Below are 26975 nucleotides of genomic sequence, written 5' to 3' on the forward strand. Positions count from 1 at the left end.
CAATTTCCTCCTAGTTTTATAATCCGAATGCACTTGCCAGTACTTCGACTGCCTGCCTGTCATTTTCACTGTCTACGACATAGGAGATACTGATCTCCGAAGTCGTCGTCTGGTAGAACGGAATGCCTGATGTCTGCAGGGCCATGAATGCCTTCGATGCCACGCCTGTCATATCCCGCATGCCGGAACCGATTATGGACACCTTCGAGCGGCCGGTTCTTGCATCGAGCACCATTTCCGGGTGCATATGGCCGACCGCTTCAAATATCTGCTCCAGCCGGTGTGAATCTGTGCCCTTGACTGTAAAGGACAGCTGGAACCCTTCGCTGTTGACAACCTGCGAAATCATATCGATGTTGACATCGTGCTGTTCGAATTTCTCGAAAAGATCGAATATCAACGTCGACTCCCGCTGGGGTTCATAGAGTGTGACATGGATGATATCATCATCAAGTGCAGCTCCGGTGACCGCTTTCTTTTCAAGTACTTGTGTATCCTGCATGATCCATGTTCCTTTCTCTTCGGATAATGTCCGTCCCAGGTAGAGTGGGATGGCATGATTTTTCGCAATTTCTATGCATCTTGTTTCAAGCACTCCCGCACCGAGTGCACTCATCTCCATCATTTCATCATATGTGATCTCGTATATTCTATGAGCCTCGCTGTAGACTCTCGGGTCTGTAGCATATACGCCATCCACATCCGTATAGATTTCACATGGCATACTGCAGCGTGCCGCAATGGCTACTGCAGTCGTGTCGGAGCCGCCCCGGCCGAGTGTTGTGACCTCCAGATCATCGTTGATGCCCTGAAACCCTGCAATGACGATGATATCATGTGTCTTTAGTACCGCTTTCAGCCGATCCTGATCTATATCTGCAATTCTGCTTTTCATATGACCGCCGAATGTCCGTATGCCGGCCTGGTAACCCGTCATGGCCTTTGTCCTGACGCCGAGATCCTCAAGCACAATCGACAGATAGGAGATGGTCTGCTGTTCACCAGTCGTCAGCAGCAGGGCGACGTGGTCCTCTTTCGGAGCGTGGGAGAGGCTGCTTGCATTTCGCAGCAGTTCGTCTGTCGTGCCACCCATTGCACTGACAACCACAACCAGTTTTTCACCGCGGGAGACCCGCAACTGCAGTTCCCCGGCAATATCTCTTATCTTGTCGAAATCACCGACGGATGTTCCACCAAATTTCAATACACTTGTTTCCATACGACCTCCTGAAAGGGGAAGTACTTACTTAAACAAAAAAAACAAGCCCGGAATGCCGGACTTGTTATATTTATACACAAGCGATGCACTCCATTATTTTTTAAAATAATGACAGATCTGTAGCTCTTAACCTCAAGATCCAATAGCAGACCGCTGCAACGGCCAGCTATTTCGGCATCTCACCCTTTTACACACTTAAAGCTCGCAGGCTTTGATAAGTGGCTACTCATGATTGATGCGCCTCATCCAACTGATTATTAAATTTTATAAATGTCATTATACATACATAACGGATGCATGTAAACCACTTTTTTAAAAATAGACAATTGCAACACAATTACGACTTGATGAGTCCTTTATCTTTCAAGTACTCTTCATACGTCGATTCCTTGACCATTGCACCTGTCTTCTCGAGTTCGAGCACCTTGTTTGCAATGGTATTGATGAATTCGAAGTCATGGGATGCAAAGATGATGGATCCTTTGAATTTCTTCAATCCATCGTTGACGGAAGTAATGCTTTCCAGATCCAGGTGGTTGGTCGGCTCATCCAGAATGAGTACATTGGATTTCGACAGCATCATTTTCGACAGCATGGCACGCACTTTCTCTCCACCGGACAGCACATTCGCCTTTTTCTTCGCTTCTTCACCGCTGAAGAGCATGCGGCCGAGGAACCCTCTCAGGAATGTCTCGGTCTGTTCTTCAGGTGGGGCATACTGGCGCAGCCAGTCGACCAGATTGAGGTTGACACCTTCGAAATACTCCGAGTTGTCTTTTGGCAGGAAACTATGGCTTGTCGTCACGCCCCATTTGACTTCTCCTTCATCCGGTGTGATCTCACCAGCAAGAATGCGCAGCAGGGTAGTGCGGGCAATTTCCGAGTAGCTGATCAGTACTGTCTTGTCATATGGATCCAGTGTGAAATTCACATTATCCAGAACCTTCTGTCCGTCGACCGTGTGGGAAAGGTTCTTGACCTGAAGCAGATCGTTGCCGATTTCGCGCTCAGGCGTGAAGTGGACGAATGGATATTTTCTTGAAGACGGTTTGATATCATCAAGTTCAATCTTCTCAAGGGTCTTCTTACGGCTTGTCGCCTGTTTGGATTTGGATGCATTCGCACTGAAGCGTGCCACGAAATCCTTCAGTTCCTTGATCTTCTCTTCCTTTTTCTTGTTCTGTTCCTGTGCCATCTGCAAGGCGAGCTGGCTGGACTGGTACCAGAAGTCATAGTTGCCGACATAGACCTGGATCTTGCCGAAGTCGAGGTCCGCGATATGCGTACAGACGTTGTTCAGGAAGTGCCGGTCGTGGGAGACGACGATGACAGTGTTGTCGAAGTTCATGAGAAACTCTTCGAGCCACTGTATCGCTTCGATATCGAGACCGTTGGTCGGCTCATCGAGCAGCAGGACGTCCGGGTTGCCGAACAGGCTCTGTGCCAGCAGGACTTTCACTTTCTGATTGTTTTCAAGCTCGGACATGTTCCTGTCAATCAGATCTGAACCGATTCCGAGACCATGGAGGAGGCTTTCAGCGTCCGCTTCAGCAGTCCAGCCACCCATCTCACCATATTCGCCTTCCAGTTCGGCAGCACGCATGCCGTCCTCATCGGAGAAGTCCGGTTTCATATATATTTCATTCTTTTCATTCATGATATCCCATAGCTTCGCATGACCCATCATGACAACATCGAGTACGCGCTGATCTTCATATCCGAACTGGTTCTGCTTCAGCACGGCCAGTCTCTCGTCTTTCCCCATGCTCACATGACCTGTCTGTGCTTCCAGTTCTCCTGAAAGTATTTTAAGAAACGTCGATTTGCCGGCACCATTCGCCCCGATCAGACCATAGCAGTTTCCGGGTGTGAACTTTATATTTACATCTTCAAACAGTTTGCGGTCGCCAAACCTCAGACTGATATCTGTAACCTGTAGCATAGGCACTCTCCTTTAGTATATTCTTAAGCGATGATACCACATTTATGGTACCATTGAAATATAATTCTAGGAGGTCAGTGACCGATGGAACATGAATCAAGCCGATTTTCGGACATCATCAGGAGCAGCCGACGCAGTGTATTTTTCACTGGTGCAGGAGTGTCTGTCGCAAGTGGGATTCCCGACTTCAGAAGCATGGGAGGGTTGTTTGACGAGATCAGCAGGCAGGGCCATTCGCCCGAATATCTGCTGAGCCGGTCGCATCTTGTAAATGAACCCGAAAGCTTCGTCCGGTTCTACCGGAAACGGCTGATGTATCTCGATAAAGCACCGAACATCGTGCATGACTTCATTGCAGCTGAAGAAAAGAATGGCCGCTCACTCGGCGTCATCACCCAGAATATAGATGGTCTGCACACAGAAGCAGGCAGCCGCAATGTGGATGAGCTTCACGGAACGATCAACCACTTCCATTGCACCGTCTGCCACAGGCAGTTTGCCAAGCAGACGATCATCGAACAGGATATGACGCAATGCGATTGCGGGGGTGTGGTAAGACCGGACATCGTACTATATGAAGAAATGCTGGACGAATCGGTAATCCGCTCGGCCATGGACAAGCTTGAACGTGCCGACACACTTATCGTTATGGGCACATCACTTGTCGTAAATCCGGCGGCGTTCCTCATCAACTATTTCAACGGCAATCATTTCGTCATCATCAATAAGGATGAAACACCATTCGATCGTGCAGCAGACCTCACCATCAATCAGGATATGACGGACGTCATTGCGCACATCTACAATAGCTAAGGAGAAATTATATGGAACCCATATCAGGAACAGTACAATTTTTGGAAGTCATCAAGAAGGAAGGATCGACATATCATCTGAAGACAGAAGATGCACAGTATATCAGAATGAACGCTTCTGCATCCGAAAACGAATTTGACATCGGCGATGAGGTCAGTGCATTCATCTACCCGAACAGAACCGGGGAACTCTTTGCAGCACCCATCGTACCGACAGCATCCGTAGGCCAGTACGGCTATGCCACTGTCACGGAAGTGAACAGGGACGGCGCATACGTCAATGTCGGCGCACCGAGAGATATTCTCATACCCTGGATCGATCTTCCGAAAGTCAAAGACGTCTGGCCGAAAGAGGGCGACGAGCTGTATCTCACTTTGAGGGCAGAGCATGATAACCAGCTCTACGGCAGGCTCATCAGTGAAAATGAGGCGGCAGAACGCTTCACACCGATCGATCAGGAGAAATTCAAAGAAATGAAGAATAAATGGCTCGAAGGCCGTCCGTACCGTCTGCTCAGAGTAGGCACATTCATGCTGACCGGTGACGGACACAAGGTTTTTGTACATGAGAGTGAGCGCGAAGCAGAGCCGCGCCTTGGTGAGCTGAAGAAATTCAGAGTCATCGGCATCAATGAAAAAGGCGAAATCAATGGTTCCTTCATCCAGCAGGCATACAAAAAGATGGATGCCGACAGTGAAAAGCTGATGGACTACATTACGAAAAATGGCGGCAGCATGCCGCTGACCGATAAAAGCTCTCCTGAAGATATCAGAGAAGCATTCAACATGTCGAAAGCTTCGTTCAAACGTGCGCTCGGCCGCCTGATGAAAGAAGGCAAAGTCGAACAGACGAGCATGGAGACAGTAGCGAAAAACCAATAGATATTGCTGATGACCCTCCAGTTATTGCTGGAGGGTCATTTATATTGAGCAGGCATCATCAATTGGGGTATCCTTGGAATGAATATGAAAAGAATCAGGAAAAGAGGGTTTAGATGATCAGATTTGACAGTGACTACATAGAAGGCGCACATGAATCGATTCTGAAGCGTCTGTCGGAAACCAATAATGAACAGCTGCCGGGCTATGGTACGGATCATCACACGGACACTGCCAAGGCGTATATCCGCGAGCTTTGCGACAGTGACGTCGATGTCCACTTCATGGTCGGTGGCACACAGGCCAATATGACCATCATTGCATCCATGCTCAGACCTCATCAGGGGGTCATTGCGCCTGACAGTGGCCATATTTCAGGTCATGAAACAGGTGCCATCGAATCGACGGGGCATAAGGTTCTGGAAATTGCAAACGAGCATGGCAAAATAAATGCCGAACAGGCCAGACATTTTGTAGAGGGCCACTGGAACGACCCGACGCATGAACATATGCCGCAGCCGAAGATGGTCTATATTTCACAGCCGACCGAATCCGGGACTTTATACTCGAGGCAGGAACTCGAACAGCTCAGGGCAGCGTGTACTGAAAACAATCTGTATCTGATGGTTGATGGTGCCAGACTGGGATATGCACTTGCATCCCGGGATAATGATACAAGCATCCGCGATCTGGCCGGCCTATGTGATGTATTCTATATCGGCGGCACAAAAGTCGGCGCACTGTTCGGTGAAGCCATCGTCATCACCAATGATGATATCAAGCCGGATTTCCGCTATATCATGAAACAGAAAGGCGGTATGCTTGCCAAAGGCAGACTGCTCGGGATTCAATTCGAAGTACTTTTTGAAGATGGACTGTACTTTGAAATATCAAAGCACGCCATAGAGATGGCCCACCGTCTGACGGAAGCTTTCGAAAAGAAGCATATCGAAATGTACGCGCCCGCATCAACGAATCAGATCTTTCCCATACTGACCAGTGCACAGATTGACGCTCTGAAATCAAAGTATGCATTCCATATCTGGGAAGAAATTGATGGAACACGGAAAGCCATCCGGCTCTGTACGAGCTGGTCGACTACCATGGAAGATGTCGATGCACTGATTGCAGACATCAAAAAACTATAAAGAATTATCATGTAATGCAAAAAACCAGTCATCGGCGCTGCCAATGACTGGTTTTTTCTATCCTTCTATTTCTTCTGTCAGTTTCTCTAGTTGATCGACCAGCTCACCGATGTAGTCGATTGTATCACGCAGCGGCTGCTCCGTCGTGATGTCGACACCACCCATGCGCGCGAGTTCAACAGGATCTTCCGTACCGCCTGCATTCAGAACTTTGAGCCAGTCGTCGACTGCCGTCTGTCCTTCGTTCAGCACTCTTTTGCTCATCGCTGTCGCGATGGTGAGTCCTGCTGAGTACGTGTAAGGGTAGAGGCCCATGTAGTAGTGCGGCTGTCTCATCCATGTCAGCTCGGCACCTTCTGTAATCGACACGTCGTCTCCCCAGAACTGCTCGATCACTTCACGCTTCAGCTGGTTCAGTACAGGGGCGGAGACGCTCTCGTTCTGATCCACCTTCTTGTACACTTCACGCTGGTATGCCGCCTCAAGCAGATGCGTCACACAGTTGTGGTAGTACGTTCTGGAAATGATGGAGCTGATGACCCAGCGCTTGAACTTCGGATCGTCCGAATTCTCGAGCAGGTGGTTTGCCATGAGCATCTCGTTCATTGTACTTGGTGCCTCGACGAAGTACATGGAACTCCTTGCGTCGAATACGTTCTGGGAACGGTTGGCGTTGTAGAAGTGTCCGGCATGTCCGAGCTCATGTGCCAGTACGAACACTTCCGTCATGAGTGACGTCCATGAGATCAGAATGAACGGATGGGATCCATATGGACTCGAGCAGAATGCGCCAGTGGATTTCCCTTTATTTTTGACGAAGTCGATCCAGCGCTCATCGTAGGCACGGTTGACCATGTTGACGTAGTCGTCTCCCATGATGGCGAGTGCGTCATTGATGTACTTTCTGGATTCCTCGATGCTGATTTCGGGCTCCGATGATGGATCGAGTGAAATCTTAAGATCTTCATACTTCATTTCATCAAGGCCATGCACACGCTTCAGCAGTTTGGCATAGCGTCTCATATGCGGCGCAAGATCGCTCATGATCATATCAATCTGACGATTGTAGAGCGTCCGGTCCACATCCTGGCGATGGAGGAGGTAGTCGAATACGGAATCAAATCCACGGAGGTCTGATGTCGTCTTCTCCTGTTTGAGCTGGAGATCGTATGTTGCCGCTGTCGTATGCTGATATTGGGCAAGCTTATCGCTGAAGGCGCGGAATGCACTGCGTCTGACTTCCGTATTCTCATGACTTTCGAGCTCGCCTTCGAAAGCGAGGTAGGATAGGGGAATTTCCTGTCCATCCGCCTTGAATGTGCCAAAATCGATATCAAGCAGTTTCGTTCTCTGATAGAGGCTGTATGGTCCTTCGAAGACAGTGGAGTAGGAGGCAAGCGCTTTTTCCACATTGGCATCGAGCTGATACGGCTTGTTTTTCAGCAGCTCATCCACAAAATTGTCGAACCCGGGCGCCTGACTCTTGATTTCTTCAAGGAAGGATTCATCCTTCTGCAGCAGCTCACTTGTCAGAAAGCTCGTTTCACTGCCGAAATATGTACTGATGTTGCTCGCAAGACCGCTCAGTTTCTGCGCAGAAGCATCTCCCTGGTCGGAAGCCATTCTCAGATTGGCGTATGTACCGATCGGGACGAGTGATTCCATAAGGCGCTTATAGTTTTCAAGTGCTTCCACAGCAGTCTTTGCATCTGACAGGCTGCCTGAAAATTTATCGCTGAACGCCTGTATTTCAGGCCGCACATCCTGTACAGCTGTTTCAAACGCTTCGTCGGAAGCGAAAAGATCTGTCAGATCCCAAGTGTACTTTTCTTCAACTTCATTTCTGGACTTGAGTTGTTCCATTATCATTGACACTCCTTTAATTTCGGAAACCGAAGTAATGACACCATTATACATGAAAATTCAAAAAATTAAAATCATTACGGCAAGAAAATTGAAGAAAGTTTCAAAGGTCTCGAAACCGAGAATAAGATACATATAACCATTTTGGAGGTGAAAGGATGATACAGAGTCCAAGTTTCTACATTTTCAGCATACTTGCCGTCATTGTCATAAGCGCAATTGCAGGCCTTGCTCTAAGGAAATATATCATTGTACCGATCATCGTTTTCATAATCATGGCTCTGGCAGCATTCATCATACCGAACTTCATCGAAAGCGCAGACTGGCAGCCACTGATGGGCTATGCTGTATTCCTTGGAATACTGTCGCTCATCGTGAGCGTACTGACATGGCTGTATGTCAGAGGACGAAGAAGGAAGAAGGAGATCACGTCGGAACACGCGACGACGTCGGAACTCAATGATCCGGACACAGCACATGACAGTAAAAGATAGCACATGACGGCAGCTGCCTGAGGGCAGCTGTTTTTTAATGGATATATATGAACCAGGATCACACATATGAATATGTATATTAAATATAGACAAGTTGATGGTGAACAGCAGAAATATTGCAATCAGCCGCATGACAGCTCAAATCATGGGACATACTGGATATCGCAGCATAAGGTGCGATGAGCGAAGAAGCAGCTTGAGGGTTGCAGGAACTTATGGCCAATAGAATAATAAACAGTAGTTTATAGACAAGTGGTAAAAAAGGGTGCTCCATTTCTATATATGTATAACTTCCTATAATATATATTATGTAAACTTTATAATAATGAAAACAAGGCATTGTAAAATTACCATATATTTGGACATTAAAAAGCCCGGCTTGGATCATGCTCCGCAACCAGGCTTTTCTGTTCATATGTTTTTGTATAGTATGTTTACGTCATGTTTTCATTCTTCTTTTGATTCATTTACAACTTTATATACTGTTGCTCTGGATACGCCAACCATGTCTGCAATCTGTTTTCCTGTGTATTTCTGTGTATCGTACAACGACTGTATCATTGCTTTCTTGTCGTCTGCTATTCCAGGTCTGCCGCCATTTCTGCCACGTGCACGCGCTGATTCAAGTCCTTTTTTCGTACGTTCACTGAGCAAGCTTGCTTCAAGTTCTGCGAATGCCGACATCATCGTAAAGAACATTTTACCCATCGGATCTTTCGTCGTGACGTTCATATTGATGATTTCAAGGTCTATCCCGCGCTTTTCCAGTGCTGTCGACAGCTCTATGAGCTGTTTTGTCGTGCGTCCCAGCCTATCCAGCTTGGTGATCACCATCGTATCCCCTTCCCGCATGTAGTCCATACATTTCTCAAGCTCTGTGCGTTCAGGCTTTCTGCCGCTTACTTTTTCCGAGAAAATTTTAATGCATCCTGCTTCTTCAAGCATATCCATCTGACTTTCGAGGTTCTGACCTTTGGTGCTTACTCTTGCATAGCCTATTTTACTCATTTTTACATCTTTCCCTTATAATGTATTTTAAACGGTGTACTAACAGTATAAGTGTACAGTGAATAAAAAACAAGTAAATAAACAACATTTATTAACATTTTTAATGTTTTTGTTCTTTCATTGTTAATGTAAATAAAACCCTCGTTAAATAGACAGTTAAAATCATGCTCTTTTTCATGATAACCTTTTACAATTTATGTTTAATATCTGATAATTAGTACATATATTATATAGATGATAATCTCATATTTGTTCTGGAGCTGATAAAATGACTTTCACTATTATTACCTGCATCCTATTTATGGCTTTTGTGGCCTGGTACTCCTATCGTAAAACGAGAAACACCATCGGCGACAGCGATGGCTACTTTCTCGCCGGACGTGGTCTTACAGGCGGCTTCATCGCCGGTTCCCTCGTTCTGACGAATCTATCTGCAGAACAGCTGGTCGGACTGAATGGCCAGGCCTACAGCGCAAACATGTCCAATATGGCTTGGGAAGTAACTGCCGGCATATCCGTCATCATTCTCGCGCTGATCCTGCTCCCGAGATACATAGGTGGTGCCTTCACCACCCTGCCGGGGTTCGTAAACAGCCGGTTCGATGAAGGGACCCGGATGATGGTCACCCTCCTGTTCATGATGGGGTATACATTCGTAACCATCCCTTCTGTACTCTACTCGGGTGCCATCGCTGTGCTGCAGCTGTTCGATGTACCTGAACTGCTGGGTCTATCACTGGAGCAGTCCATGTGGATCGTTATCTGGATTGTCGGCATCATCGGTGCCTGCTATGCCATTTTCGGAGGACTGAGAGCGGTTGCCATATCGGATACACTGAACGGAATCGGACTGCTCATCATCGGGCTGATCGTTCCGATCATCGGTTTCTACGCCCTCGGCAGCGGCAACATTCTAGAAGGCATGAAGACGATTGCTACCGAAAATCCCGAGAAGCTGAATTCAATCGGTTCACGCGATGACGCCGTACCATTCGGCACCATCTTCACTGGTATGATTTTTGCCAATCTATTCTATTGGGGAACCAACCAGTATGTCATCCAGCGGACACTTGGTGCCAAAAGCCTTGCTGAAGGTCAGAAAGGCACGCTGTTCACGGGATTCCTGAAAATACTTGTCCCCTTCATGATGATGGTTCCTGGTATCATCGCCTTTCATCTCTACGGACCGGATCTTCAGAATATAGATCTCGCCTATCCGGCCCTGATCAATCAGCTGCTGCCGCCTATATTGAGTGGATTCTTCCTGGCAGTGCTTCTGGGCGCGGTACTTTCAAGTTTCAACTCGCTGCTCAATAGTGCAGCGACCATGTTTGCCTATGACATCTACAAAGTGAAGTTCAAAAAGAATGCATCGGATAGGGAAATGATTGCAATCAGCAAATGGTTTGGTACACTCCTGGCGCTGGTTTCATTCTTCATCGCCCCACTGCTGCTCCGTGCACCGGATGGTCTATGGAACATCATCAGGGAATTTACCGGATTCTTCAACATACCAGTCATTGCAATCATACTTGTCGGCATATTCTCGAAAAGAGTACCACCGATCGGTCCGAAAATTGCCATCATCGTCCACGTCTTCCTGTATTACATGCTGATATGGGGACTGCCGACATTCTTCGGCATCACCTTCGACATCAGCTTCATCCATATCCAGGGCATGCTGTTTGTGCTCGCTGTAGCAATCATGATGGTGGCGGGAATCGTCAAACCACTGGCGAGGCCGCATGACTTCACCTACAATCCCAAAGTGGACATGGTACCTTGGAAATTTGCGCTGCCCATGACTGTGCTGCTCATCGGCGCCATGGTATTCTGCTTCATTCTGTTTTCAAATGTCGGACTGGCCTATCCGGATGGCATCGTTTCAGGATGGTTCTGGCCGGTAGTCGGCATACTTGCTGCTGTCACAGCCATCTTCTACTTCATTTCATTTAAGAGATGGAATGACAAATACGGCACCCTTCTGCACAATACCTACAATGAAAAAAAGCTATAGCGATATGCTATAGCTTTTTTTCATTTCTAGACTTTATTCAGTTTCTGGGCCAGCTTGTGCACCGGCCTGTTATATACCTTTTCAAATGTTCCTGGCAGTTCCTCGATCAGGGGATCATAGCCCTTTTTGAATTTATAGACACCATAATCCTTTGAGGCTTCTGTGAAGTCCCCTGTCAGACCGAAGAAATTGAATCGTCCGAGACCGAGTTTTTTCGCCTCTTTGATCATATGCCATGTTGTGAAGTTGGTCCCCATGAACATGGAGTGCTCCGGATAGCTTCCGCTGAAAAGGTAGACCATCTCATGATTGTTGTAGTAGTACATGCCGGCAGAAAGTTCGATTACACTGCCGTATTCAGCCTGCACACCACGGATTTTCTCCAGACGCTTCTCCTTATTGCCGACCAGGTCGTGAAGTTCGTTGAGCCGGCCCTTCATACGCTTCGTGCCTTCCCCCTTGTCGAACTTGCTCTGCATGTCCTTCTGATCGGAAACCAGCGCTTCAAGCTCCTCGCTGAGCTTCGCCAGGTATTCCTCGAGATCGATATAGCTCAGAGTCAGGTATGTCCGGTCCTTCAGTGTCCTGAGCAGATTTTTGATCTTCTGGCTGCTCACCGGATCAAAACCGATGCGCTCTTCCGTATCCTTGTATATTTCGATGAACTTGTCATATTCATCCTCTTCCAGATACCTGACACGTACACCCATCTGCTCACTCGCCCGTGTGTTATAACGGGTTTTCTGATCCATGCTTTTCATAAGCTCTGCTTCATCCCGGCTGATATCGAGCACTGCCTGGTATCTGAGCATTTCACTGGTCACAAGTTGCTTTGTAAACCCATTGTGGCTATAGCCGAGCCTGCTGTAGACTTCCATGATTCCATGGTTGTTGAGGACACTGTCGATCGCCTCCCCATCGCTATTGCGCATCTGATAGATGTGGTACGGAGAATGGATCATCTTTATTCCCCCATGCTTTTTTGCATATGCATCTATTTCACGAAGGAAGAACTGCAGTCTGTCATTTGTAAACGGCCTGATGAGCGGACCGGCATGTGAAGTGAATATTCTGTAGCGTTTCAGGACAGAACGGCCACTGAGCATGGAGACCCCGATCAGTGCATCGTCTTCATACAGTCCAAGCAGATGGGTTTCCTGGATGCCTGATATATAGTCATAGTACAGCGGGTCGTGCATATAATGGCAGTAGCTGTCGTAATCGGCCAAGAACGCTTTGAAAGTCTCGGCCTGGATTGGTGATGTTCTCATATTTGGGACAACCTTTCCTCTACTGGTCAATTGGATCTTGCAGCTTTTCTCTGTTCAAGTTTCCGTTTCACCTTATAGACATTGTACGGCATTTTGCTGATGACTTTTACGAAGTCACCGACAAGTTCCTCGATTTCGGCATTGAAGCCGCGCTTGAAGCGGTAGACACCATAATCCTCGCCGTTCTCCGAGAAATCTCCGCTTACACCGTAGAAATTGTACCGGCTGATGCCTTTGTCCATGCAGTACTTCATCATTTCAAAGTGCATCATATAAGGGCCGACAAACTGGGAGAACTGGGTGGAGCTTGCACCGGAATGGTAGACCATTTCATAAGGTGTTTCAAAATAGATGCCGGAAGCAAGGTTCAGTATATTGCCTTCGTTCTTCTGAAGTTCGCTCGCCTGCATCCGGTCCTCACTCATCTTGTCAATCTGCTTGTCGAGTTCGCCGATCTTGTTGAGCGTCTTTTCATTCTTATTCTCTTTCTCCATCATCTGGTTTCTCTTCGTCTCGGCATCTTCAATCTGATCCGATAGATTGCTGATGTACTTGTCCAGTTCCATATAGGCAAGCGGAATGAGTATTTTGTCGCCGTATGCCTTTTTCAGATTCGAATAGTATTTTTTTGGATCCGGTGGTGTGAAGAAATCCTGACGCTCGCTTGTATCCAGATACAGTTCAAGAAAGAGGTCGATTTCATCGAGCTCAAGGAACCGGATTTCGACACCATATTTCTGGGCTTTCTTGATATTCCGCTTCCTCTGGGAATCGAAGGACTTCAACAAGGTGCTTTCATCATATCCCGAAAGATCCAGTACACTCATCCAGCGGGCCTGCGAAGTTCTGGAGTAGCCGCGTGTAAAGCCCTGGTGGACGTATCCTTCCTCTTCCATGATTGTGACCAGTGCATGCTGCTCCGGGTAGCCCGCCTTCTCGTTGACGTCCTTGTCATACTTTCTGTAGATCCAGTTCGGATCGAGTTTGACATACAGGCCATTGTTCTTTTTCAAGTACTGTGTGAGTCCCTGTAAAAAGAATCGGACGTGCTCATGATTGTGGTAATCAAGAACCGGCCCACGGTTGGAATAGTAGAAATACTTGCCCATTACGGTCTTTTTCAGTGTGAACAGGCAGGCGGCGATGACCGTATTATCCTCATCCTTGACACCAAGCAGGCGCACCTTGTCCTTATCGAGTTCACGGTTTCTTTTATTTTCTATCATCTGGAAGAAGGCGGATTCCTCCCCCTTTTCGATATAGTCCCTATACTCTCTTTCGGTCAGCTCAGCAAATTTCATCTGTCTGCTACCTCCCTATTCTATCCCTTAGTTTCGTCAGCGCCTGATAGGCTCTATATGCCGGAACATTAACCGGCCTGGTGAAATCACCGGCATATTCGAATACTTTCGCATTGAACCCACGTTTGAACTGGATGACACCATAATCCTCCGCTTCTTCGGTGAAATCTCCGCTGATGCCATAGAAGTTGTACAGATCGATGCCCTGTTCGAGTGCATAGTTGATCATATGCCACTGGATCAGATAGCTGCCTGCAAAATGCCTGAATTCATTGTCACTGCCACCGGCAAGGTATACGACCTCGTGCGGTGTGATGAAATAGTAGGCGCTCGCAATCGGCAGTTCCTCGCCATGCGTCTCCCGCAGTGCCTCTCCTTCGGCAAGCTTGTCTTCAATATTCTTCAGCTGATCGCCGAGATTGGCGATTTTTTTGGCGGCCTTCTGGTTCTCGGGGTCCTTTTCCAGATCCTTGTTTGCCTTCTCCATGTTTTTGAGCAGTGCATCACGGTCTTTCGCGATGGACGCTGTATATTCATCCAGATTGACATATACGAGCGGAATGATGACATTATCGCCAAAGTGCTGCTTCCTGCTGATGTAATAGGCGTCATCTCGGTCGACGAACGCCTTCTTCTCCGAAGTATCCCGCATGAACTTCCTGAATATGTCGATTTCATCAAGCTCCAGATAGCGTACGTGAAGACCGTGCTTCTGTGCTTTCTTTATATTCCGCTTCCTCAGGCTGTCCATATCATCCAGTATCGTTTTCGGGTCCTTGCCTTTCAGATCGAGTACCGAATGCCAGCGGATCTGTATGACCGGATCAAATCCTGTAGTAAAGCCATCGTGCCGGAAGCCCTGATCTTTGAAGTAGTCGAAGATATAGCGGTTGCCTCTGTCCTTTATCACTTCACCATCATGATTTCTCTCCTTGATGACTTCATAGGGATCGATTCTGACATGCATGACTTTCTTCGGTTTCAGAAACTGGTGCAGGCCATGGAAAAATACATCAAACACCTGCTTGTCCGAATAATCCATCACCGGCCCACGATTGCCGTAGGCATACTTGAACACTTTCATCATCGGAGTCAGTGTCACGAGACATGCCGCCCTGACCGATCCGTCATCCTTCACACCGACGAGATACGTCTCGACACCTTGGGCCACCTTCAGCAGGTAGTTCTCTTTCGTCTGGGTGAAATGACTGAAGTGGTCTCTGGTGAACTGATCGAATTCCTCTATGGTCAACTCTGTAAATTGCATAATGGCACTCCTGTCAACTAATTTTCATACTTTGATTATATTATCAGATTTACCGAACCATCTCCATGATTTTCAAAAGATATACGGCAAATTCGTTTTTATAAACGAATTTTATAAAATTCGCCTATATACACGAATTGTTATATAATATAGACATAGTCCTATGTATTATACCATTCAGGAGGTGGTCTGCCATCGTTTCCATACTGATTATGGATGTATCCGGAAGTTCCAAGGCAACTGAAGATATTTTTGAAAATCTGAAATGGCTAGAAAAGGAGATCGGCACATGGCTTGCCGGGGACGCTTTTTCGCATGTCGACTACCGCATGGGGGATGAGCTCTTCATCCTGTCGTCCCGTGAAAACTATACCCAATTCATCGCCATCTATGCGAAGCTGCTGTGGGAGTCGGGCGACTTCCCCCTCAAGTGCAGCTTCCATTCTGCCGACATGAAAATACCAGAGGGCGATCCGGAGCAATGGAGCCATGAAGCAATCAAAGATACACGGAATGCTCTCGATCAGGTGAAGAAGTCATATATCCAGGACTTCGCCTCTCCCGGGATGAGCCAGGAAGTCGATATCGGCCTCATGTATGCGACGGATATACTGAACCATATGACGGACATCCAGCGCCAGGTCGCCTGTCTGAAACTCGGCGGCATGCTGCAGAAGGATATTTCGGCACAGCTCGGCAAATATGAATCCACCATTTCGGCACACTACAGCAAGTCGCGCGGCCGACAGCTCGCATCCATCCTCTCATTCCTGTCCGAATACTATCACGTGGATGATGGACCGATCCGGGAAGCATTCAGAAACTCTTTTGAAAGGCGGATGACATCATGAAGATGCTGCTGATCATCCTCTCCATCCTGCTTTACGCATCAAGCGGCTATATACTGAGAGCCCTGCTCGGCTTTCTTTCAGGCATGCGGCATACGCGTACCGACTTCATCGGATTGACCATCGGGTACAGCGAACGCTTTCTGATCATCATATTCGTGCTGTTCGACCAGTATACGGCAATGGGGCTGATCATTGCAGCGAAATCCATATTGAGGTTCCCGAGCGCCAGTGATGATGAAGGTCATAAGGAGAGCGAGTATGTCCTTGTCGGTACCATGCTCTCCCTCGTCATCGGCATCCTGAACGGACTCCTCTTCATGTATGCACTTGCCCTATAGGACAGCCTCGGCTGTCCTATCTTTTATGTCCGGCGATCAGCCCTTCCCGCAGTTTGAGTGTCGACGGTTCCGTACAGCTGAGCGCACGCATGACAGAGAGCTGGCCATACTTCACTTTGAGGCGGTCCACAGTCTTCATCAGCCGGTCCCTGCGTTCTGCAGCCTCCACATCCTCAAAAAGTGAAATCTGCCGGACGTGATCAGGGATGAAATTCGTCAGTGAAATGCTGAGCGTCCGGTACATGGCATATGGATCCGCTATTCCACTGAGCAATTCCCATACCCGCTTCATGATGGCATTGCTGTCGTTCGTACCCTCGCGGATGGTGAACTGCTTGCGGTAGATCTTCCCTTCCGCCGTCCCGACGGCAAACTGTACAGTCCTTGCCATTCTGCCTGATATTCTGAGCCGGTGGGTGACTTCATCCACATGCTCGAGCAGGACGACATAGGTCTCGTCGAATCGATAGTCCCGCATCAGTATCTGGCTCTTTACAATCGACGGGGAATGCACCACATGCTTCTCCCGGATGGTGCTGAAGTCGATGCCATTGGCATGAAGATGCCAGTCGACACCGATGATGCCGAAGTCCCGCTTCAGATGCACCGGAGAATACTTTGCCAGATCCCCGATCGAGAATATGCCCCGTTCATTCAGTTTGATCTCACTTCTCCTGTTTATGCCCCAGAAATTCCTCAGCGGTTTGATTTTCCACAGCTTCTCAGGGACATCTTCATACCGCCATTCCGCAATGCCACCCACCGTCTTCTTCGCCTCGATGTCCAGGGACAGCTTGCTGAGCAGAATATTTTCACCGATGCCGATGGCACAGTCGATCCGGGTCTCCCGATAGACTTCAGCCCGGATTCTTTCAGCAAGTGCATACGGCGTCTCTTCATAGATATGATAACTTCCGGTCACATCCATGAAGAACTCATCCACCGAATACTGGTGGAAATCCTCGGGCGCCACATATTTCAGCGCAATCTCGGTAATTCTCGCAGAATAGTCGAGGTATGTCTTCATGGACGGGTTGATGATGTAGATGTCGTTTCGACTTGGTATTTCAAACAGTCTGGACCCCGTTCTGATGCCGATCTTCTTGAGTTCGGGCGTCGCCGCAAGGACTACAGAGCCGAGGTTTTTCGTATCTGCGACAACTGCCAGCTTGGTCGTCATGGGATCGAGCCCCTTCAATATGCAGGAGACACTGGCAAAAAAGCTTTTCTGGTCGACACAGAAGACATGCCGGTGCGGACAGATATGATAATTATACATGGAATCCCTCCATACGGAACATATGTTCGTAATCCCGTATAATCATCATATCACAAAAATACAACCCCGAAACATAAATGATGATTAATCGCAGATAATCAGGGAAAGACGGGGTATGGTATATTATACAATTTCAAAAGGAGGAAACCATATTGAAAGATATTTTCAATCTGCTCAAGCAGGGCAGCAAATCATCGCTCATTGCATCCATTGTCAACTTCATCATTGCAGGCCTTAAAGGAGTCGCATTCATCTTTACTGCCAATGTTGCAATGTTTGCAGAAATGATGCACTCCCTCGGGGATGCCATCAACCAGCTTTTTGTATACATCGGTTCAAGCCTGTCGAAGAAAGCACCGACAGAAAGATTCCCATTCGGCTTCGGGCGACTTGTAAATCTTGTCTGTCTGTTCGCCATCATTGTCGTTGCGATATTATCATATGAAACCATACGCGAAGGCATACATCATATTGTAGAGCCGCTTCCGACCGAAACGGATACCACGATGCTGCTGATCAATATCGGTGTCCTTGCAATTGCCGCAATTCTTGAAAGTTTTGTACTGTACAAGGCAGGCAAGGAGGTTCTCGAGCAGGCGGGACAGCCATATGGAGGACTGAAGCCGCTGACTTCAAGCTTCGTGCACCTGAGCCGGGCCAAGCCGGCGACAAAGCTCGTATTCATGGAGGACACCGTCGCAACAGCCGGCGCCCTCCTCGCAATCATTGCCATACTGATCGCCCGTTTCACAGGGTTTGCACCGAGTGAAGGGATTGCATCCGTCATCATCGGTCTGATGATGTTCTATATCGTATACAGGGTATTCATGGAAAATGCAGCCGGTGTACTCGGTGAACACGACCCGCACATGGAGGAGCGCATTTCACAGATTGTGCTCCGCCACGACGCGATAGAGGATATCAGAAAACTGTTTGTTCTGAAGGAAGGGGACAACCTCCACGTCGAAGTGGTCGCAGAAATCGATCCGGACCTCACTTCAAGGGAAGTAAATGACATCCGCAACGAAATAGAAAAAATCATCATGGAACAGAAGCACGTCACGGATGTGAACATGGAATTCGAATTGAATGACGGCAAAAGGACATGGCCGGAAACGCAGAATGAAATGGATCAGAAACCAGGACAGGATGCATAATAAAAAGGATGGCGATTACGCCATCCTTTTTTTATTCGCCAGCCGGGTCTTCTGCACTCGGTTCAAGCGCCTCTGCGTCCTCTACATTTCCTTCGAGGAAATCATGGAGATACTGGCTGTTGGTCTCGAAGTCAAGATCGATGACATTTCCAGCGTGCGGAATATCAACGAACTGGTAGGTATTCTCCACCGGCAGCGTGAGGGTCTCGATGTTCTTGTCACTTCTTACGAGGAATGACGCCATCATCCTGTACATCTCCCCATTGCTCATGCTGGTATTGACGTGTCCCATGGCCGTTCCTGCAATTTTGGGCAGTTTGAAAATGTTGCCAACACTGAGGGCCTCATCCTTCAGTGCATTGATCACCTGCTGCTGGCGTCTGACACGGCCGAAGTCGCCTTCTGCGTCATGACGGAAGCGGGCATAGGCCAGAAGGTCCTGACCACCAAGCTGCTGCTCTCCCTGCTTCAGCTCCGTATCGATCTTTGCAGACATGTCCTTCTCGACATCTATGGTGATACCATTTCTATTGATGACATCAACGACCGATTCGAATGCCTGGTAGTCCACCACTGCATACTCCTCCACTTCAATGCCGAAGTTCTGCTCGATGGTCTGCCTGAGCAGCTCCACCCCGCCAAGCGAATAGACCGAATTGATCTTATAGCTCTGGTAGCCGGGGATATCCACATAAATATCGCGCATGAGAGATACCAGTTTCATCTCCTTGTTCATGAAGTCGTACTGGGCAAGCATGATGACGTCCGTCCGCTGGGTGCCATCCACCTCACGGTCTGCACCAAGCAGCAGAATATTCTTCTTGCCATCATTATTGTCATCCCCGTTGAATTCGAACGTCTCCTGTTCCACACCATTCTCCTCGGCAATCTTCAATCCCGACTGGTATGAGAAGAACACGTAGAGGACCAGAGCGATGAGCACCGCCAGCAGTATGAGCGGAATGAGCGTCCGCTTCCTCATACGCTTCTTCTTTTTTATATTATTATGCTCCGGTCTTCCGGAACGTCTGTATTCATTTTCCATAATCATGCTCCTGTCATCTATATACCCAATCATTCTAACTGTTTTCCGCCGAATAATAAAGAAATTATATTGTCTTCATCCGGACAAGCATATAATAAATTGTTATGGACAGGCTCCATATAGTAGAATATCCATAAGAAAAGAGGGATTGATATGATCAGAAAACTACTACCGCTCGCGATGGCACTGCTGCTGCTTGCACCGGGCCGGGCCGAAGCCGCTACAGAGTGGAATGAAGCGGTCACCGTATATGGTGCGGCGCTCGAAAATGATCCACAGCTCCAGGAATCCACACGTGAAATACTGGGCGCTGCAGAAAGTGATAAGGTCGCCTATGTCTACAGCGAAGACGTGCAGGAATATATCGGCATGAACTACAGCGATGATGTACTGAAGTCGAGCATACGCATCATCCAGCAGGACCAGGGATATGGACTCGATATCACCGTGGATGAAAGCATGGGGCAGATCACCCAGATCACTGAAGAGACATACAAGAACGCACTGCTCACTTCAGGCATTACGGACGCACAGGTCGTGATTGGTGCTGCGCAGGACGTCACCGGCGAGAGTGCCCTTGCAGGCATCTACAAGGCCTATGAGGCCCAGGGCGAGGCCATAGATACCGAGCGTACACAGAATGCCCAGGAGGAGCTCGGCACCATCACGGAGATTACAGAAGAGAACAGCAGTGTTGCAGGATTCTCCCAGGAACAGCTCAACAAGATGATCACCGACATCAAAATCGAGGTCATCAATCAGGGCGGGAACCTGGCGGAATCGGAGATACGGAATATCGTCGATGAACAGATGGCGGCCAATGGTCTGGACGGCATTCTGACACAGGCGCAGATCGACAGGATCGTCGCTCTCATCGAACAGATACAGAATTCCGGACTCTTCCAGAGCGAAGAAGCGCAGGTACTGAAAGATAGCGCCCAGAATCTGATCGATCAGATCACTTCGAGCGATTCATTCAAAAATGCAGTCGACCAGGCGGAATCGCTGGGACAGGAAATCCAGGAATCGAGCGCCTGGGAATCATTCAGGACAGCCGTATCGAACTTCTTCGACCGCGTCGTCTCATTCTTCAGATCACTATTCAACTAGAAAAAGGGCAGACCTCATGGTCTGCCCTTTCATTTATGCAATCATCTTTCATTATCCCTGTAGGCGTATCTGTTTTCGCCCCATTCATCGACAGAAGTGAGGTCTGCTCTGATGTTGTTCGTCTGGAATACCGGATTTTCGCCACGTTTGAGCTGCTTCTTGTAGTCGGCTGCGACTTGCCAGACGACGTTGCTCAGACCGAATACGGCGACCAGGTTGGTCACGGCCATCAGCGCCATGAACAGATCAGCTGTCGCCCATGCCGTATCGAGATCCATGACGGAACCGACGAAGATCATGACGACCACGAGTATTTTGAATACGAACAGTAGCACACGGTTCTCCTTGATGTAGTATAGATTGCTCTGCCCATAGAAATAGTTGCCAAGAATGGAACTGTAGGCAAACAGCAGGATGACAATCGCAATGAATGTGGCACCGAATGAACCGATCTGCTCGGTCATTGCCATCTGTGTGACTTCGATTCCCTGCACAGCATCTGCACCAAAACTCAAATCGGTATACATGAGGATAAGGATTGCTGTCGCAGTACATACGATCATCGTATCGAAGAAGACACCAAGCGATTGTATGAGACCCTGTTTGACCGGGTGGCTGACTGCTGAGGATGCTGCTGCGTTCGGTGCAGAACCCATACCCGCTTCATTGGAGAAAAGTCCCCGCTGGAAGCCGTTGAGTATCGCAGCACCGACAGCACCACCGAATACTTCACGAATGCCGAAAGCATTTGTAAAGATTCTTCCAAGCATCGGTATGATCTGGTCGTAATTGATGATCAGAATGACGAAGACCACACCCAGATAGATGATGGCCATCACCGGCACAATATATCCGGTAACGTTCGCAATCCATTTCGCACCACCAAAGATGACCAGTCCGGCAAGGGCGGCAACGATGAGGCCGATGATCCACCGGTCCACATTGAAGGCCTGTTCATAGGCATGCGCAATCGTATTTGCCTGCAATCCATTGAACACAAAACCAAAAGTGATGGTGATCAGAACGGCGAAAAGCAACCCCAGCCATTTCTGGTTGAGTCCCTTCTCCATGTAGTAGGCCGGCCCCCCGCGGAACCCGCCTTCAGCATCCTTCACCTTATAGACCTGCGCGAGTGTGGATTCGAAAAACGCAGTGGCTGCACCAAAGAATGCAACAATCCACATCCAGAAGATGGCACCCGGGCCACCGAGTACAATCGCAGTGGCTACCCCTGCGATATTTCCAGTCCCGACACGGGAAGCTGCACTGATAGTAAATGCCTGGAACGGGGAAATCCCCTTCCGGCCATCCGGCAGTGCTTCTCCCTTTTCCGTCAGCACATGGAACATTTCCTTGAACCATCTGAACTGGACGAACTTGGAACTGATTGAAAAATAAAGACCTGCGACGATCAGCAGTCCTATGAGGAAGTCTCCCCATAGAAGCGAGTTGCCGACTTCGACAAAAGTTTTAAACCATTCGGGTATTATCCCTTCAAAATCCATATTGCACCTCCTGAGATAATTTCCATTATATCATTGACGAAAGTGCTATGAAGAAAGAAATTGATTTTACTGGTTTCCAAGTACCGGATTTTCAAAAACGACACTTTCCACTTCACCGAATTCATTCTCATCGACAACAAAGGAACCATTGGCATATTTGCCGCTGACACGGATGGATCTGGCATCAATATCAAAGCTTGATCCAGCCGAGAAGAGTGTCATGTCTATATTGTTTTCGATGAGGCGTGCGCCGATGATACGGTGCGGCTTCGATTTGATTTCCTTGAGCAGCGTACTCCCGACCTGTGCCCGGCCGCCCGCTTCAAACGTATCGATGGCTGTGCGCTTCACTGCCCCCCGCTGGGTGACGGTCACAAGAAACTTCTCATTTGTGATGAGACCGGAAAATGCCAGGCTATCATCCGCCTTGAGCTGTATTGCTCTCACGCCCTGGGCCTTCAGTCCCGTCGCATTGACATCGGACAGCGGGTATCTGAGGGAAATCCCTTTTTCCGTAACCAGCAGTACATCTGCTGCCGCATCGGCAAGCTCGACACTGATGACAGCATCGTCCTTCTTGAGGTTGATGCCCGAGATTGGACGTCTGATGCGGGTTGCTTCATAGGCTTTCAGCCCGGTCTTTTTGATCTGCCCCTGTCTGGTCGTCGTCACAACGGAGACATCATCCCCGTATCCTTCAACGACGAAGGCCGCAACAGGCACTTCCTTCGCTCCGAGTCTGAAGCGGTTCGAAAGATGCTGGCCGTTATCCTTCCAGCGGATATCCGGCAGTTCATGCACCGGAATGATCATGTAGTTGCCGTGGTTCGTGAACACAAGCATATGTTCAAGCGTATGGGCCTGACAGACAAGCAGCACCTGATCGTCTTCCTTCATTCCGATCTCCTCCGGTGTGCTCGCATTATAGCTTCTCTGGCTCGTCCGCTTCACATAGCCTTCACGCGTCAGCGAAACGACCACTTCCTCTTTTGCGATGAGGACTTCCTTTTCGAGTTCGATGGTCTCTATCTCGTCCTCCACCATACTTTTACGTGGTGTCGCATATTTCTTCCTGATATCCCTGAGTTCCTTTTTAATCACCTTCGCCAGCTGCTTCTCATTAGAGAGGATGTCACGCAGCTGGTTGATGGTATAGTCCAGTTCATTGTGCTCCGTCTCAAGTTCCACGATGTCCGTATTCGTCAGACGGTACAGCTGGAGCATGACGATGGCTTCGGCCTGGGCTTCTGTGAAGCTGAAGGCCTCCACCAGATTCTCCTTGGCATTGCGCTTGTTGTCCGACTCCCTGATGACCCGGATGACCTCATCCAGGATGGACAGTGCCTTCATCAGACCCTCGATGATATGCATCCGGCGTTCGGCTTCCGAAAGTTCATGCCGTGAGCGGTTGAGGATGACCGCCTTCTGGTGGGCGATGTAGCTCGTCAGTATCTCTTTCAGTCCGAGCTGCTTCGGCGCCCGGTCGCTGATCGCCACCATGTTGAAGGAATATGACACCTGCAGATCGGTCTTCTTGTAGAAGTAGTTGATGATGCCTTCGACATTCGCTTCCTTCTTCACTTCAACAACGATGCGCAGTCCTTCACGGTCCGTCTCATCCCGGACTTCGAGTATGCCGTCGACATTGCGGTCCGCACGAATTTCATCCATCTTTTTGACAAGGTTGGCCTTGTTCACTTCAAAGGGCAGCTCCTCGATGATGATGAGCGTCTTGCTGCCTCTTGTATCCTCGGTGCGCACCTTGCTGCGTACGATGATCTTGCCGCGTCCCGTCTCATAGGCTTTCCTGATCTGGTCCACACCCTGGATGGTGCCACCGGTCGGAAAGTCAGGACCTTTGACGACTTCCATCAATTCCTCGACGCTTGTATTCGGCTTGTCGATCATCTTCAGTGTGGCATCGATGACCTCACCAAGATTGTGCGGCGGAATATCCGTCGCATAACCGGCGGATATTCCGGTCGAACCGTTCACCAGCAGATTCGGAAATTTGGACGGAAGTACAGTCGGCTCCATTTCCGTATCATCGAAGTTGTTGATGAACTGGACCGTATTCTTATTGATGTCCCTGAGCATCTCATTCGATATTTCGGACAGCCTTGCTTCTGTATATCGCATGGCAGCAGGCGGGTCGCCGTCGACACTGCCCTTGTTGCCGTGGATATCGATCAGCCCTTCGCGCATCTTCCATTCCTGCGACAGCCGGATCATCGCTTCATAAACACTGGAATCCCCGTGCGGATGATAGTTGCCGATGACGTTGCCGACTGTCTTGGCGCTTTTCCGGAACCCTTTCTCATACGTGTTGCCTTCCTTGTACATGGCGTACAGAATGCGCCGCTGTACCGGTTTCAGACCATCTCTGACGTCAGGGATGGCACGATCCTGGATGACATACTTGCTGTAGCGGCCGAAACGGTCGCCGATGACATCTTCAAGCTGCATCCGCTGGACTTGTTCAGTCATTCATTTCACCACTTTCTGCAAATTTCGTGACGTCGTCCTTGCCCAGTATGCTGTCTGCATCCTCGAGCGTGAAACTGACATTGGATTCGATCCACTTTCTGCGCATCTGGACATTATCGCCCATCAGCGTCGTCACACGCTTCAGCGACAGTGCTTCATCTTCCACCTGTACCTGGATGAGCGTACGTGTTTCGGGATCCATGGTCGTTTCCCACAGCTGGTCCGGCATCATTTCACCTAACCCCTTGTAGCGCTGCAGGTCGATATTTTTCCCCATTTCCTTCTGTGCCTGGACCAGTTCGTCTTCGGTCCACACATATCTGACGTCGGCTTTCTTCTTGCCGCGCGTCTTCAGCTGGAAGAGCGGCGGCATTGCAATATAGATCTTTCCTGCATCAAAGAGCGGACGCATATAATTGAAGAAGAACGTCAGCAGAAGCACCTGGATGTGGGCGCCGTCCGTATCCGCATCGGTCATGATGACGATCTTGTCGTAGTTCGAATCCTCCACATTGAATTCGGTACCGACACCGGCACCGATCGTATGAATGATGGTATTGATTTCTTCATTCTTGAATATATCTTCGAATCTTGCCTTCTCCGTATTGATGACCTTGCCGCGCAGCGGCAGGATGGCCTGGAATCTTCTGTCCCGGCCCTGCTTGGCGGAGCCCCCTGCCGAGTCACCCTCGACAAGATACAGTTCATTCTTTTTGGAGTTGCGGCTCTGGGCAGGTGTCAGTTTGCCGGACAGCAGCGTATCCTTGCGGCGTTTCTTGCCGTTCCTTGCCTCTTCACGCGCTTTTCTTGCGGTCTCCCTGACATTCCTTGCCTTGAGTGCCTTCTTGACGAGCTGGGTGCTGAGTGGCCCATTCTCCTCGAGGAAGTATGGCAGATGCTCACTCATCAGCGACTCCATGACATTACGGGCTTCACTGGTACCGAGTTTGCTCTTCGTCTGCCCCTCGAACTGGAGCAGGTTCTCAGGAATCTTCACTGAAATGACCGCCGTCAACCCTTCGCGGATGTCATTGCCTTCAAGATTCTTATCTTTGTCCTTCAGTTCATTGATCTTGCGTGCATACTCATTGAAGACACGCGTAAAGCCGGTCTTGAAGCCGATCTCATGTGTGCCGCCATCTTTCGTCCGTACGTTATTGACGAACGAAATCAGCGTTTCCGTGTACTGGTCGTTATACTGGAAGCTCACTTCAGCCACAATATCATTATATTCACCCGAAAACATGACGACATCACCGATGGCATCCTTGCCTTCATTCAGAAAATTGATGAAAGCCTTCAGTCCATCATCGTACTTGAAAGTTTCCTCAAGCGGCGCTTCCGGGCGTCTGTCGGTGATGGAGATCTTCAGCCCCTTCTGAAGAAAGGCCGATTCGCGCATGCGCTCCATGATTGTCTCAAAATTGAATACTGTGCCGGACTTGAAGATTTCCCCATCCGGTCTGAAAGTCACTTCCGTCCCTGTCTCCCTTGTCTTGCCTGTCACTTCGAGAGGCCGGTCCAGCTTGCCGCCGTCCTTGAATGACATTTCATGAATCTTCCCATCCCGGAAGATCCTGATTTTCACCCATTCGCTCAGGGCATTCACCACCGAGGCACCGACACCGTGCAGCCCGCCCGATGTCTTGTAGCCGCCGGCGCCGAACTTGCCGCCCGCATGAAGCACAGTGAAGATGACTTCAGGTGTTGGTTTCCCTGAAGTATGCATGCCTGTCGGCATGCCGCGTCCATTATCCCGGACAGTGATGCTTTCATCCGGGTTGATTGTAATGCTGATCTCGTCCCCATGGCCATTGATGACCTCATCCACCGAGTTGTCGGTGATTTCATACACCAGATGGTGAAGCCCCCTATGGTCGGTCGAGCCGATATACATTCCCGGTCTTTTCCTTACGGCATCCAGACCTTCCAGTATTTGAATCGAATCATCATTATAAGTATTCTGTCCTGCCAAATCTGAT

General features: G+C 48.9%; 21 protein-coding genes and 1 riboswitch. Of the genes, 9 read left to right on the forward strand and 12 right to left on the reverse strand.

Features of this window, described 5'->3' with window-relative positions:
* Positions 1–16: 16 nt before the first annotated feature.
* Together J4760_RS03715 and J4760_RS03720 are read right to left on the reverse strand one after the other, a co-directional pair.
* Positions 17–1219, reverse strand: a complete 1203-nt coding sequence (locus J4760_RS03715) for an aspartate kinase (protein WP_237604807.1) — start codon at positions 1217–1219, stop codon at positions 17–19.
* Between the two features lie 75 nt (positions 1220–1294).
* Positions 1295–1473, reverse strand: a riboswitch (Lysine riboswitch).
* A gap of 83 nt (positions 1474–1556) precedes the next feature.
* Positions 1557–3161, reverse strand: a complete 1605-nt coding sequence (locus J4760_RS03720) for an ABC-F family ATP-binding cassette domain-containing protein (protein WP_145286536.1) — start codon at positions 3159–3161, stop codon at positions 1557–1559.
* Between the two features lie 84 nt (positions 3162–3245).
* On the opposite strand from J4760_RS03720, the gene J4760_RS03725 reads away from it, so the two are divergent.
* The 3 genes from J4760_RS03725 (at position 3246) to J4760_RS03735 (ending at position 6000) form a co-directional block, all read left to right on the forward strand.
* Positions 3246–3974 carry an NAD-dependent protein deacylase gene (locus J4760_RS03725; RefSeq protein ID WP_145286539.1) on the forward strand — a complete coding sequence of 243 codons (729 nt, stop codon included), beginning with the start codon at positions 3246–3248 and terminating at the stop codon, positions 3972–3974.
* An 11-nt stretch (positions 3975–3985) separates the two neighbouring features.
* Entirely contained in the window at positions 3986–4855 is an 870-nt protein-coding gene (locus J4760_RS03730; protein WP_237604808.1) for a CvfB family protein, read from the forward strand.
* A gap of 113 nt (positions 4856–4968) precedes the next feature.
* Positions 4969–6000 (forward strand): threonine aldolase family protein, encoded by a 1032-nt coding sequence (locus J4760_RS03735; protein ID WP_237604809.1) that lies wholly within the window; start codon positions 4969–4971, stop codon positions 5998–6000.
* Positions 6001–6057: 57 nt separating this feature from the next.
* Here the strand turns inward: J4760_RS03735 and pepF are convergent, their stop codons facing one another.
* On the reverse strand, positions 6058–7863 hold the full coding sequence (gene pepF, locus J4760_RS03740) for an oligoendopeptidase F (RefSeq protein ID WP_237604810.1): 1806 nt from the start codon (positions 7861–7863) through the stop codon (positions 6058–6060).
* Between the two features lie 158 nt (positions 7864–8021).
* Between pepF and J4760_RS03745 the strand changes: the two genes are divergently transcribed.
* Complete coding sequence (locus J4760_RS03745) at positions 8022–8357, forward strand: hypothetical protein (RefSeq protein ID WP_237604811.1); 336 nt, start codon at positions 8022–8024, stop codon at positions 8355–8357.
* A gap of 447 nt (positions 8358–8804) precedes the next feature.
* On the opposite strand, the gene J4760_RS03750 is transcribed toward J4760_RS03745, so the two are convergent.
* Positions 8805–9365, reverse strand: coding sequence for a recombinase family protein (locus J4760_RS03750; RefSeq protein WP_145286550.1), 561 nt, complete (start codon positions 9363–9365; stop codon positions 8805–8807).
* Between the two features lie 268 nt (positions 9366–9633).
* On the opposite strand from J4760_RS03750, the gene J4760_RS03755 reads away from it, so the two are divergent.
* Positions 9634–11382 (forward strand): solute:sodium symporter family transporter, encoded by a 1749-nt coding sequence (locus tag J4760_RS03755; protein ID WP_237604812.1) that lies wholly within the window; start codon positions 9634–9636, stop codon positions 11380–11382.
* 26 nt (positions 11383–11408) lie between these two features.
* Here the strand turns inward: J4760_RS03755 and J4760_RS03760 are convergent, their stop codons facing one another.
* From J4760_RS03760 to J4760_RS03770, 3 genes are read right to left on the reverse strand one after another with little or no spacing between them, the layout of a single operon-like run.
* Positions 11409–12653, reverse strand: coding sequence for a peptidoglycan bridge formation glycyltransferase FemA/FemB family protein (locus tag J4760_RS03760; RefSeq protein ID WP_145286556.1), 1245 nt, complete (start codon positions 12651–12653; stop codon positions 11409–11411).
* A gap of 26 nt (positions 12654–12679) precedes the next feature.
* A complete protein-coding gene (locus J4760_RS03765; protein ID WP_237604813.1) occupies positions 12680–13954 on the reverse strand; it encodes an aminoacyltransferase in 1275 nt (424 codons plus the stop codon).
* Positions 13955–13961: 7 nt separating this feature from the next.
* The gene (locus J4760_RS03770; RefSeq protein ID WP_237604814.1) at positions 13962–15221 is read right to left on the reverse strand and encodes an aminoacyltransferase; all 1260 of its coding nucleotides are present in this window, start codon (positions 15219–15221) and stop codon (positions 13962–13964) included.
* 212 nt (positions 15222–15433) lie between these two features.
* Between J4760_RS03770 and J4760_RS03775 the strand changes: the two genes are divergently transcribed.
* Positions 15434–16072 (forward strand): sigma-70 family RNA polymerase sigma factor, encoded by a 639-nt coding sequence (locus tag J4760_RS03775; RefSeq protein WP_237604815.1) that lies wholly within the window; start codon positions 15434–15436, stop codon positions 16070–16072.
* Positions 16069–16410, forward strand: coding sequence for a hypothetical protein (locus J4760_RS03780; RefSeq protein WP_237604816.1), 342 nt, complete (start codon positions 16069–16071; stop codon positions 16408–16410). Before J4760_RS03775 ends, J4760_RS03780 begins: the two co-directional genes overlap by 4 nt.
* Before the next feature lie 16 nt (positions 16411–16426).
* Here J4760_RS03780 and J4760_RS03785 read toward each other — a convergent pair whose 3' ends face one another.
* On the reverse strand, positions 16427–17689 hold the full coding sequence (locus J4760_RS03785; protein WP_237604817.1) for a Y-family DNA polymerase: 1263 nt from the start codon (positions 17687–17689) through the stop codon (positions 16427–16429).
* 152 nt (positions 17690–17841) lie between these two features.
* Between J4760_RS03785 and J4760_RS03790 the strand changes: the two genes are divergently transcribed.
* Complete coding sequence (locus J4760_RS03790; RefSeq protein WP_145286571.1) at positions 17842–18846, forward strand: cation diffusion facilitator family transporter; 1005 nt, start codon at positions 17842–17844, stop codon at positions 18844–18846.
* Positions 18847–18877: 31 nt separating this feature from the next.
* Here the strand turns inward: J4760_RS03790 and J4760_RS03795 are convergent, their stop codons facing one another.
* Positions 18878–19891: an LCP family protein gene (locus tag J4760_RS03795; RefSeq protein WP_237604818.1), complete on the reverse strand. Its 1014-nt coding sequence runs from the start codon at positions 19889–19891 to the stop codon at positions 18878–18880.
* A gap of 153 nt (positions 19892–20044) precedes the next feature.
* On the opposite strand from J4760_RS03795, the gene J4760_RS03800 reads away from it, so the two are divergent.
* Entirely contained in the window at positions 20045–21001 is a 957-nt protein-coding gene (locus J4760_RS03800; protein ID WP_237604819.1) for a DUF1002 domain-containing protein, read from the forward strand.
* 41 nt (positions 21002–21042) lie between these two features.
* On the opposite strand, the gene J4760_RS03805 is transcribed toward J4760_RS03800, so the two are convergent.
* From J4760_RS03805 to parE, 3 genes are all read right to left on the reverse strand, one after another.
* Positions 21043–22506: an alanine/glycine:cation symporter family protein gene (locus tag J4760_RS03805; protein WP_145286578.1), complete on the reverse strand. Its 1464-nt coding sequence runs from the start codon at positions 22504–22506 to the stop codon at positions 21043–21045.
* A gap of 66 nt (positions 22507–22572) precedes the next feature.
* On the reverse strand, positions 22573–24993 hold the full coding sequence (gene parC / locus J4760_RS03810; protein WP_237604820.1) for a DNA topoisomerase IV subunit A: 2421 nt from the start codon (positions 24991–24993) through the stop codon (positions 22573–22575).
* Positions 24986–26968, reverse strand: coding sequence for a DNA topoisomerase IV subunit B (parE, locus tag J4760_RS03815; protein WP_145286582.1), 1983 nt, complete (start codon positions 26966–26968; stop codon positions 24986–24988). Before parE ends, parC begins: the two co-directional genes overlap by 8 nt.
* Positions 26969–26975 lie beyond the last annotated feature (7 nt).

This window comes from Salinicoccus sp. ID82-1, assembly GCF_021991715.1.
GTDB lineage: Bacteria > Bacillota > Bacilli > Staphylococcales > Salinicoccaceae > Salinicoccus > Salinicoccus cyprini.